Annotated in this window: 1 protein-coding gene and 1 pseudogene; both read left to right on the forward strand. The window is 63.1% G+C overall.

Annotation, left to right across the window (positions count from 1 at the left end; translation table 11 throughout):
- Positions 1-585 (forward strand): phage scaffolding protein (locus CFR80_RS18430; protein WP_258367969.1); only part of this gene is annotated, 585 nt, incomplete at its 5' end.
- Between the two features lie 81 nt (positions 586-666).
- Positions 667-962 (forward strand): annotated as a pseudogene (locus tag CFR80_RS18435) (DUF4043 domain-containing protein); the annotation flags it as partial.

Here is a 962-nt window from a genome sequence, read left to right on the forward strand (position 1 = left end):
AACACGGTGCGCGAACTGGAAAAGGCACGCGCGGACCTCGTAACGGTGCGTAGCGAACTGAAATCCGCCCGCACCGAACGTGACGCCATTCGTGGCGAACGCGACGAGGCGATCAAGTCCCGCGACGGCCTCAAGGCGCAGTTCGACAAGCAGAAGGCCGATGGTGAAAAGGCATTGGCCGACGCGAACGCCGCTGTGGAGCAGGCCAAGGCTGCCGCCGATGAGGCAGGAAAGGCAGCGAAGGCGCAGGCAGATGCCGCTGTCATCCGTGCCGAAGCCAAGGCCGCAGCCGTCCGTCTGGGCGCAGTCAATCCCGAGGATGTGGTCAAGCTGATCGACCTCGGCACCGTCAAGATGGGCGAGGATGGCAAGATCGAAGGTCTGGACGCGGTGATGGAAGCCGCCAAGGAAAGTCGGGCCTACCTGTTCACCGAACCTGCCAAGCCCGGCACCGAAACCGGCACGACCCGGACGACGCCCGCGCCCAAGGCGGGTGATCCGGCGCCGTTCGATGCGACCAAGGCCGACACCAAGGATGTGGCGTCAGCCGCCGCTGCCGCTGGCCTGCGCTGGCCGACCCTCTGAAATAACACCAACTGCCGCCGATGTGGCTCCGCTGACCGGCTGATGCCGGGGCGTATTTCCGGCATCACAAGGACATAAATCATGGCAATCGCCAATTTTCCCGCCTCGCTCCAGCCCATAATCCAGCAGGGCTTTCTCTCCCGCGCGTTTCAGGATGCGCTGCAGTCCAAGCTGGGGTTCCGCTCCATTGCGGATCGTATGGATTTTCCAGCCCGTATCGGTCAGACCATCACCGACACTCGCGCTGGTCTGCTGGTGCCCGCCACCACGCCGCTCAATCCCACTGCCAACACCAACTTCGATAACGGCATGTCGCCGGACGAATGGGCGGTGGAGCAGTACACGCTTTCCATCAACCAGTATGGCAACACCATGGA

Origin of the sequence: Komagataeibacter oboediens (assembly GCF_003207815.1) — a bacterium.
In the GTDB taxonomy this organism is placed as follows: Bacteria; Pseudomonadota; Alphaproteobacteria; order Acetobacterales; family Acetobacteraceae; genus Komagataeibacter; species Komagataeibacter oboediens.